This is a genomic window from Kitasatospora sp. NPDC127067 (genome assembly GCF_042724755.1).
Classification (GTDB): Bacteria; Actinomycetota; Actinomycetes; order Streptomycetales; family Streptomycetaceae; genus Kitasatospora; species Kitasatospora lactacystinica.
This window is the reverse complement of sequence record NZ_JBHXEM010000002.1, coordinates 91000-100112: the sequence shown is the minus strand read 5'-3', so window position 1 is coordinate 100112 and position 9113 is coordinate 91000. Positions and strand designations below refer to the sequence as shown.

The following is a 9113-nucleotide window of genomic DNA, read 5'->3' as shown; positions in this document are numbered from 1 at the left end:
AGCGGACGCGGTCGGCGTAGGCCTCGGCGGTCTCGCGCTGCTGGGTGGTCTCCTGCTGGGCCAGGGCCCGCAGTTCCGCGGCGGCCTGCTCGGCCTCCGTCCGGGTCTGCGCGGCGTAGGTGTCGGCGGTGGTGCGCTGCTCGTCGGCGTAGGCGTCGGCCTGCTCGCGGACCTCGGCGACGTGCTGGTCGGCCGCCTCGCGGACCTCGGCGGTCTCGGCCGCGGTGCGCTCGGTGAGGTCGGTGGCGTGCTGTTCGGCCTCGGTGCGGACGCGGTCGGCGTAGGCCTCGGCGGTCTCGCGCTGCTGGGTGGTCTCCTGCTGGGCCAGGGCCCGCAGTTCCGCGGCGGCCTGCTCGGCCTGTTCGCGGGCGGCCTCGGCGGCGTCCAGGTGCTCGGAGGTCTCCTCGCGCTCGCGCCGCAGCCCCTCGGCCGCCTCCTCCCGCTCGCGCCGGCTCTCCTCGCGCAGCGCTTCGGCGGCGGCCTCGGCCTCGGCCCGGGCCCGGGCGGCCTCGGTGTCGGCCTCCGTGCGCACCCGCTCGGCGTCGGCCACCGCGGCGTCCCGGACGGAGGTCGCCTCGGCCTGCGCCTCGGTGGTCAGGGCCTGCGCCGCGGCGGTCGCCCCGGCGCGCACCTGCTGGTCGAACTCGGTTGCCTCGCGCCGGAGTTCGGCGGTCTCGCGCTCGGCCGCGGCCCGGTTCTCGGCGGCCGCGGCCTTGGCGGCGGCGAGCGCGTCCTGGCCCTGCTGCTCGGCCGCCTCGGTGATCTTCCCGGCCTCGGCGCGGGCCCGGGTCAGGGTCTGCTCGGCCCGGCCCTGGGTCTCGGCGGCCTGCTCCTGAGCCTGCTCGCGCAGCCGCTCGATCTCCCCGGCGGCACCCGCGCGCAGCTCGTCCGCGTCGGCCTTGGCCTTGCTGAGCAGCTCCTCGGCGTTCTTCGCCGACTCCTCGATCTGGACCACGGCCTGGCGGCGGGCCTCGCCGCGCACCCGGTCGGCCTCGGCGGCGGCCTGGGCACGCAGCTCCTCGGCCTCGGCCCGCAGCCGGGCCGCCTCGTCCTGCATCTGCTCGATCCGCTCGCGGATCGCGGCGGCGTCGTCCAGAGCGGCGTTCTGGGCCTGCTCGACGGCGGCCTGGGCCTGCTCGCGCAGCCGCTGCGCCTCGGCGGCGGCCTCCGCGCGGATCCGCTCGGCCTCGGCGGCGGCCTCGCTGCGGGCGTTCTCGGCGTCCTGGTCGGCCCGGCCGAGCACCTCCTCGGCGGTCTTGGCGGCCTTGGCGAGGTGGACGGTGGCGTCCTTGGCGCCGGCCGCCCGGCCCGCCTCCTCGGCCTCGCCGCGCAGCCGCTGGGCGTCGGCCTCGGCCTGGGCCCGCAGCTCGGCGACGTCCCGTTCGGCCTGGGCCCGCAGCTCGGCGATCGCCGCCTCGGCCTCGGCCTTCAGCTCGGTGGCCACCGACTCGGCGGTGGCCCGCAGCCGCTCGCTCTCCTCCGCCGCGGCGGCCTTGGCGGCGTCGGCCTCGGCCTGCTTGGTGGCGGCCTCGTCGCGGACGGCCTCGGCCTCGGCGCGGATCGCCGAGGCCTCCTTGGTGGCCTGGGCGACCATCCGGGCCACCTCGGCCCGGGCGGTCTGCGAGCGCTGCTCGTTCGCGGCCTCGCCGTCGGCGACCCTGCGTTCGGCGGCGGCCTCGGCGTCGGCCTGGAGCTGTTCGGCGGCCTGCTCGGCCTGGGCGCGCAGCTCGGTGACCTCGTAGCGGGTGCGCTCCGCCTCGGCGATCACCTCGGCGCGCAGCCGCTCTATCTCGGCCTTGGCCGCGGCGAGCTGCTGCTCGGCCCGGGCCTGCTCGGCGGCGGCCTGCGCCTTGAGCCGGCCGATCTCGGCCTGGGCACCGGCCAGCTGGCCCTCGGCGGCGGCGTGTGCGGCGGCCAGCTGCTGCTGGGCCTCGCCCCGGGCGGCGTCCACGTCGGCGGCGGCCTGGGCGCCGGCCTGCTGGGCCTGCTCGGAGGCGGCGCGCAGCAGGCGCTCGGCGTCGTTCTGGGCCCGCTGCAGGGCGGCCTCGGCGGCGGCCTGGGCCTCACCGCGGGCGGCGTCCACGTCGGCGGCGGTCCGGGCGCGGGCGTGATCGGAGAGGGCGACGGCCTCCGCACGGGCGGCGGCGACCATCCGCTCGGCCTCGGCTCGGGCCTCCTGGAGCAGCCGCTGGGCCTCCTGCTCGGAGCCGGCCCGGGTCTGCTCGGCCCAGCCGTTGACGTGCTGCTCGGCGGAGCGGCGCAGTTCGGTGAGCTCGTCCTCCAGCTGGCGGCGGCGAGCGGCCAGGTCGGCCTCCAGCCGGGCGGTGCGCTCGGCGGCCTCGGCCATGATCCGCTGGGTGGCGGCCTGGGAGTCGCGCAGTTGGCGCTCGGCGTCGGCGCGCAGCTGCTGGGCCTGCATCTCGGCGGTGCGGAGCATCTGCTCGGCCTGGCCGGAGACGGCGTCGAAGGCGCGCGGCTGGGCGAGCATGCGGCGGGACTCGTGCAGTTTCGCCCGCAGTACCTCCACCTGGTAGGCGAGGTCCTCGGCATGCTCGACTGCCTTGTCCCGCTCCTTCCGAGTCCGACCCATCTCGGCCTCGAACTGGGAGAGGTGATCGTCAGCCTCGTAGCGGTCGTTGCCCCGCACTCCGCGGTCCCATCCATCTCCTGGTCGCGTCCTCGACCGGGCCGGGGCCGGGCTCCGGTATCCCGGGCGCCGGTCCGACTGGTCCTTGCATCCGCAGCCGGTGGACGGCTCCCCGCCATGTCGGGGCCGCCCGCCGCGGTCGTCGGAGTCCGGGGCGCGGGAGCGCGGGGATGCCGCGTTCCCCCGTCCGAGTGGACTCCTGGGCGAACTCTTGCCTTGTGGAGAATGGTGACAGATCCGTCTTGCGACTGTTCAGCCGTGCCCGCGTAATGGACTCCCCTTGCGACGGGCCGACCACCGGTGGGCGGACGGGCCTGTCTTCGGCCGTGCCCGTCGCCTCCGTCCCCCGGAGCCGTCGCGCACCTGGGCATTGTAGTGGGAGCGCACTGCGGGGGAATGGCCGCAGGGGTGTTTTCCGGCTCTTCCCGCCAGGTTACTGACGGGTCATGACCGACGGGCCGTCGGTCGCCGCCGGGGCGGGGCCCGCCCCGGGGCCGGCCGGGAGGGGATCAGTGCTCGTCGTGGCCCTGCTGCGCGGAGGTCACCAGCTCGGTCAGGACGCCCCCGCAGTCCTTGGGGTGGAGGAAGGTGATCCGCGACCCCATCGAGCCGATCCGCGGCTGGTCGTAGAGGACCCGGACGCCCTTGTCCCGGATGGCCTCGGAGTCGCCGTCCACGTCGGCGGTGCCGAAGGCGATGTGGTGCACGCCCTCGCCGTTCTTCTCCAGCCACTTGGCCACGGTGGAGTCGGGCCGGGTGGGCTCCAGCAGCTGGAGGTAGGAGGCGCCGCCGTCGTCGGTGCCGTTGATCCGGAGCATGGCCTCGCGGACGCCCTGCTCCTCGTTGACCTCGGAGTGGAAGACCTCGAAGCCGTAGGTGGCGCGGTAGAACTCGACCGTCTTGTCGAGGTCTCGGCAGGCGATGCCGATGTGGTCGATGCGGGTCAGCACGACGGCCTCCGGGGTGGGGAAGGGCGGTGGGAAAGGTGCACCAAGTGCAGCGCATGGCCCGCGCCGTACGCCAGTGCCGGGCGTGCGAGCCTGCTCACACGGCGGGCGGTTCACCCGGAGCGGGTCGGCACGGTGTTGACTGGAGGGTGCCAGTGCGCTCGATCACACCGTCGCTCCGGTGACGGGCGGGTAACAGGTCAGTACATTGAGCGCATCCTCACCTGGCCACGACGTGCGAAGGGGCCCGTCCCATGACCAACACCACCTCTGTGATCGTTGCCGGTGCGCGGACCCCGATGGGTCGCCTGCTGGGCTCCCTCAAGGGCTTCTCCGGCGCCGACCTCGGCGGCGTCGCGATCAAGGCCGCTCTGGAGCGGGCCGGGATCACCGGCGAGCAGGTCCAGTACGTGATCATGGGCCAGGTGCTCCAGGCCGGCGCCGGCCAGATCCCGGCCCGCCAGGCCGCCGTCAAGGCCGGCATCCCGATGAACGTCCCGGCGCTGACCATCAACAAGGTCTGCCTCTCCGGCCTCGACGCCATCGCGCTGGCCGACCAGCTGATCCGCGCCGGGGAGTTCGACATCGTGGTGGCCGGCGGCCAGGAGTCGATGACCAACGCCCCGCACCTGCTGCCGAAGTCCCGCGAGGGCTTCAAGTACGGCGCGATCGCGATGCTCGACGCGATGGCCCACGACGGCCTCACCGACGCCTACGAGAACATCCCGATGGGCGAGTCCACCGAGAAGCACAACACCCGCCTGGGCATCCCGCGCGAGGTGCAGGACGAGATCGCCGCCGCCTCCCACCAGCGGGCCGCCAAGGCGCAGGCCGACGGGGTCTTCGACGCCGAGATCACCCCGGTCGCCATCCCGCAGCGCAAGGGCGAGCCGGTGCTGTTCAGCCAGGACGAGGGCATCCGCGCGGACACCACCGTCGAGGGCCTGGCCAAGCTGCGCCCGGCCTTCGCCAAGGACGGCACGATCACCGCCGGCACCTCCTCGCAGATCTCCGACGGCGCCGCCGCCGTGGTCGTGATGAGCAAGGCCAAGGCCGAGGAGCTGGGCCTGACCTGGATCGCCGAGATCGGCGCCCACGGCAACGTGGCCGGCCCGGACAACTCGCTCCAGTCGCAGCCGTCCAACGCGATCAAGCACGCGCTGGCCAAGGAGGGCCTGGAGGTCGCCGACCTCGACCTGATCGAGATCAACGAGGCCTTCGCGGCCGTCGCGCACCAGTCCATGAAGGACCTGGGCGTCTCCTCCGACATCGTCAACGTCAACGGCGGCGCCATCGCGCTCGGCCACCCGATCGGGATGTCCGGCGCCCGCGTGGTGCTGACCCTGGCGCTGGAGCTGCAGCGCCGCGGCGGCGGGGTCGGCGCGGCCGCGCTGTGCGGTGGCGGCGGCCAGGGCGACGCGCTGATCGTGCGCGTCCCGAAGGCCTGACCGGCCGATCGCTCCAGGGCTGCGGACCGCGAGTGGCGGTCCGCAGCCCCTTTCGGCATTCGACGGCATTGCGCTAGGAGCTCCTGATGATCGATGTCGCCACGCTGGTCGAGCAGGCCCGGGAGGGCCGGCCGCGGGCGGTCGCCCGGCTGATCACGCTGGTCGAGAACGCCGCGCCGCAGCTGCGGGAGGCGATGGCCGCGCTCGCGCCCCACACCGGGCGGGCGTACACGGTGGGCCTGACCGGCTCGCCCGGGGTCGGCAAGTCCACCTCCACCTCGGCGCTGGTCTCCGCCTACCGGCGGCTCGGCAAGCGGGTCGGGGTCTTGGCCGTCGACCCGTCCTCGCCGTTCTCCGGCGGCGCGCTGCTGGGGGACCGGGTCCGGATGCAGGACCACGCCACCGACCCGGAGGTGTTCATCCGCTCGATGGCCACCCGCGGCCATCTCGGCGGGCTCTCCTGGGCGGCGCCGCAGGCGCTGCGGGTGCTGGACGCGGCCGGCTGCGAGGTGATCCTGGTGGAGACCGTCGGGGTGGGCCAGTCCGAGGTCGAGGTCGCCGCCCAGGCCGACACCACCGTGGTGCTGCTGGCCCCCGGGATGGGTGACGGCATCCAGGCCGCCAAGGCCGGGATCCTGGAGATCGGCGACGTCTTCGTGGTCAACAAGGCCGACCGGGACGGCGCCGACGCCACCGCCCGGGAGCTCAACCACATGCTGGGCCTCGGCGAGGCCCGGGAGCCGGGGGACTGGCGCCCGCCGATCGTCAAGACCGTCGCGGCCCGCGGCGAGGGCGTGGACGAGGTGGTCGAGGCGCTGGAGAAGCACCGGGCCTGGCTGGAGGAGCACGGCGAGCTCGCCGCGCGGCGCCGCCGCCGGGCCGCCGAGGAGATCGAGGCGATCGCCCTGGCCGAACTGCGCGCCCGGATCGGCGACCTGCGCGGGGACCGGCGCCTGGCCGTCCTGGCCGAACGGGTGGCCGAGGGCGCGCTGGACCCGTACGGTGCGGCCGACGAACTGGTCGCCGGCCTGACCGCGAGCTGAGACGCGGTCCGCCCCGCCGCGACGGTGGTCGTGGCGGGGCGTGGTGGTGCGGGGGCGGCGCTACGGCTTGCCGCGCAGGCCGCGGAGGTGTTCGGCGATGGGGGCGAGGGCCTGGTACATGTCGTCGAGCTGCTCCGGGGTGAAGCGGTCGATGAAGTGGGCGCGGACGCTGCGCACGTGGTCCGGGGCGACCCGCTGCATGGTCTCCCAGCCGTGTTCGGTGAGGTGGGCGTAGAGGCCGCGGCGGTCGCCGGGGCACTCCTGGCGCAGGACCAGGCCGGCGTTCTCCATCCGGGTGATCTGGTGGGAGAGGCGGCTCTTCGACTGGAGGGTGGCGGTCGCGAGGTCGGTCATCCGCATCCGGCGGTCCGGCGCTTCGGAGAGCACCACCAGGATCTCGTAGTCGTTGATCGCGAGGTTGTGCGGCTGGAGTTCGCGGCTGAGCTGGTAGTCCAGCAGCTTGGCGACCTCCAGATGGGCGCGCCACATCCGCTGCTCCCTGGCGGTCAGCCAGGGAGTCTCCTCCTCGGGCTGCGGCGGAGGGGTGTCCGCAGTGTCGATCGTGTGCGTATCCATGCTCCCCAGCATAGCCGATTTAGTTCAATCTTGTACAAGTTTACAGACCGAAACGTCGGCCGAGGTCGCCCAGGTTACCGAGCCCGGGGATGTTGGGATTCCCGCCGCCGTGCCCGGCCGTGCCCGGCTGGGACGGCACGCCGCCCATCGGCACGCCCGCCTCGGCCCCGACCGCGCCGACCGACCGCTCGGCCAGGAGTTTTTCACTCGACTGCAGCAGCACCTGGCCGGCGCCGATGAACTCGAACTGGTGCTCCTCGCCGGACGCCCCGCCGAAGCCGGTCAGCCGGCGCAGGCCGCCGATCAGCCCGTGCATGTAGTCGTGGTCGTAGTGGTGGCACGGCGCCGGGCAGTCCGCCCAGCCGACCAGCGCCTGCGGGTCGACCCGGATCGGCGGCTCGACGAAGTGCACCGGCCCGTTGGAGGCGGCGACGAAGCGGCCGGTGCCGATCAGGGTCAGGAAGCCCGGGATGATCGACTGCTTGAGCCGCAGCGTCGGGTCGAAGGCCAGCAGGTTGCCGGAGCGGACGGTCAGGTTGCCCTCGTCCAGGTCGTACGAGTTGAGGTCGAACGCCCGGTCGGCCAGCAGCAGCTTGCCCCGACCCTCGGCGACCACCCAGTCCGCCGCGTGCATCGGCGAGTTGAAGTGCTGCCCGAGCATCCGGTCGACCGCGCCGGCGCCGACGCCCTTGAAGGTGATGTCGCCGTAGTAGGCGACCATCTTGCCCTTCTGGAGGAAGTACGAGCCGTTCAGGTCGACCGAGAAGGCGTACGGGTTGACGTTGTCGCCGGCCGGCAGGCTGTGGGCGTCCCACACCACCGGCCCGGTGCCGCCGTGGCCGGTCGGCAGCGGGGCCACCGGTCCGCCGAACTGCTCCTGGGCGTACGGCTGTTGCTGCTGGTACGGCTGCTGGTGCGGCGGCGGGGCCTGCTGGCCGTACGGCTGCTGCGGCGGCGGGGGGTAGCCGCCGGGCGGGGGCGGCGGGTAGCCCTGCGACGGGCCGTAGTTCGGCGGGGGCGGCGGGACCGCGAAGCCGGGCTGGGTCGGCTGGTTGTGCGGGGAGCCGTACGGGGGCTGCGGCGGGTGGGACATCAGAGCTTCTCCTCGCTCGCCTGGACGTACACCGCGCCCTGCCCGGACAGTTCCAGCTGGAACGCCTCGCCCGAGCCGCGGCCGATCATGTCGCGCCAGCCCAGCGCCGTGGACAGCTTGTTGCGCACGTCGCCGCGGTGCGCCACGTACGCCTGGGGGTCGACGTGCACCGACTGGCCGGGGACGATCGGCAGCTCGAAGACGCCGCCGTGGGCCATCACCGCGACCGCGCCCTGGCCCTCCAGCTTGGTGGTGAACAGGCCCTGCCCGGTGACCTGGCCGCGGACCATGCCCATCACCCCGCCCTGCGAGCCCATGAACATGGTGGACTGCCGCAGCGTGCCCTCGAAGGCGAGCAGCCGGTCCGCCTCGACGTAGAGGGTGTCGCCGAACAGGTCGATCACGTGGACGTGGTGGCCGCCGTGGCCGAACATCACCCGGCCCTGGCCCTCGACGGTCATCAGCGGGGTGTCCTCGTTGGCCACCCGGCGGCCGATCATCGACATCACGCCGCCCTGCCCGCCGGTGATGTTCGGCGTGAAGCGGACGTCGCCGCTGTACGCGAGCATCGCGCCGCGCTGGCTGAACAGCCGCTGTCCGGGTAGCACCTGGGCCTCGACCATCTTGCCGTTGATCTTCGTGAAGCCCATCAGACGTCGCCCCCGATGGTGACCTTCTCGGAGGGCTGGACGTACACCAGGCCCTCGCCGGTGAACTCGATCTGGACGGCCTCGCCGCCGCCCTCGCCGATGATCGTCGTCCAGCCCGCGCCCGACTTCAGGCTGCGCTGCAGGGTGCCGGTGTGCGCGACGTACGCGCCCGGGTCCACCCGCAGCGGCATGCTCTTGTCGACCCGCAGGATGACGGCCGGCCCGTTGGAGGTGACCGCCGCCCAGCCGTGGCCCTCCACCTTGGTGGTGAACAGGCCGTTGCCGGAGGACATGCCGTTGAGTCCGGTGAAGCTGGTGCCGGTGTGCAGGGTCGACTCGGTGCAGAGCAGGTTGTCCGATTCGACGTACAGCGTCTCGCCGTTCAGCCGGACCAGATTGATCTCGGTGGCCTTGTCGGCGAAGTAGCAGGTGCCCTGTCCCTTCACCTCCATGACCGTCATCTTCTCGCCGGTCAGCCGGCGGGTGACCATGCCGCGCAGGCCGTCCCCGCCGCCGGTCAGTTTCTTGAAGGCCATCTGCCCGGTGTAGGCGACCATCGAACCGTTTCGCGCCTTGACGGCATCCCCGCCCAATTCGACGGCGAGCACGCGCGATCCCTGGAGTCTGAACTGTGCCACGGCCGCAATCTAGCCGCTGCGGCCGTGGCCCGGGGAGGGTGCGCGGGCCAACTGGTACCAGCCTGCGACAA

Annotated in this window: 8 protein-coding genes; 2 read left to right on the top strand and 6 right to left on the bottom strand. The window is 73.7% G+C overall.

Going from position 1 to position 9113, the window contains the following annotated elements; all coding sequences use genetic code 11:
- Both ACFWJ4_RS01585 and mce read right to left on the bottom strand, forming a co-directional pair.
- Positions 1–2647: hypothetical protein (locus tag ACFWJ4_RS01585; protein WP_380538208.1), on the bottom strand; the 2647-nt coding region annotated here is incomplete at its 3' end.
- 509 nt (positions 2648–3156) lie between these two features.
- Positions 3157–3597: a methylmalonyl-CoA epimerase gene (gene mce, locus ACFWJ4_RS01580; protein WP_316526247.1), complete on the bottom strand. Its 441-nt coding sequence runs from the start codon at positions 3595–3597 to the stop codon at positions 3157–3159.
- 251 nt (positions 3598–3848) lie between these two features.
- Here mce and ACFWJ4_RS01575 point away from each other — a divergent pair, with 251 nt between their 5' ends.
- Both ACFWJ4_RS01575 and meaB read left to right on the top strand, forming a co-directional pair.
- Positions 3849–5042, top strand: a complete 1194-nt coding sequence (locus ACFWJ4_RS01575) for an acetyl-CoA C-acetyltransferase (RefSeq protein ID WP_359899921.1) — start codon at positions 3849–3851, stop codon at positions 5040–5042.
- A gap of 86 nt (positions 5043–5128) precedes the next feature.
- Positions 5129–6085: a methylmalonyl Co-A mutase-associated GTPase MeaB gene (meaB, locus tag ACFWJ4_RS01570; RefSeq protein WP_359899919.1), complete on the top strand. Its 957-nt coding sequence runs from the start codon at positions 5129–5131 to the stop codon at positions 6083–6085.
- A 60-nt stretch (positions 6086–6145) separates the two neighbouring features.
- Here meaB and ACFWJ4_RS01565 read toward each other — a convergent pair whose 3' ends face one another.
- The 4 genes from ACFWJ4_RS01565 to ACFWJ4_RS01550 all read right to left on the bottom strand — a co-directional run bounded on the left by ACFWJ4_RS01565 (position 6146) and on the right by ACFWJ4_RS01550 (position 9042).
- A complete protein-coding gene (locus tag ACFWJ4_RS01565; RefSeq protein ID WP_359899917.1) occupies positions 6146–6661 on the bottom strand; it encodes a MarR family transcriptional regulator in 516 nt (171 codons plus the stop codon).
- Positions 6662–6701: 40 nt separating this feature from the next.
- A complete protein-coding gene (locus tag ACFWJ4_RS01560; protein WP_380538271.1) occupies positions 6702–7511 on the bottom strand; it encodes an AIM24 family protein in 810 nt (269 codons plus the stop codon).
- A 242-nt stretch (positions 7512–7753) separates the two neighbouring features.
- The gene (locus ACFWJ4_RS01555) at positions 7754–8404 is read right to left on the bottom strand and encodes an AIM24 family protein (RefSeq protein ID WP_359899915.1); all 651 of its coding nucleotides are present in this window, start codon (positions 8402–8404) and stop codon (positions 7754–7756) included.
- Positions 8404–9042 (bottom strand): AIM24 family protein, encoded by a 639-nt coding sequence (locus ACFWJ4_RS01550; RefSeq protein ID WP_359899913.1) that lies wholly within the window; start codon positions 9040–9042, stop codon positions 8404–8406. Before ACFWJ4_RS01550 ends, ACFWJ4_RS01555 begins: the two co-directional genes overlap by 1 nt.
- Between the last annotated feature and the right edge of the window lie 71 nt (positions 9043–9113).

Excerpts from the sequence above, each read along its gene's own strand:
- meaB (WP_359899919.1), top strand. The coding sequence starts at position 5,129 with ATGATCGATGTCGCCACGCTGGTCGAGCAGGCCCGGGAGGGCCGGCCG.
- ACFWJ4_RS01575 (WP_359899921.1), top strand. The coding sequence starts at position 3,849 with ATGACCAACACCACCTCTGTGATCGTTGCCGGTGCGCGGACCCCGATG.
- ACFWJ4_RS01555 (WP_359899915.1), bottom strand. The coding sequence starts at position 8,404 with ATGGGCTTCACGAAGATCAACGGCAAGATGGTCGAGGCCCAGGTGCTA.
- ACFWJ4_RS01565 (WP_359899917.1), bottom strand. The coding sequence starts at position 6,661 with ATGGATACGCACACGATCGACACTGCGGACACCCCTCCGCCGCAGCCC.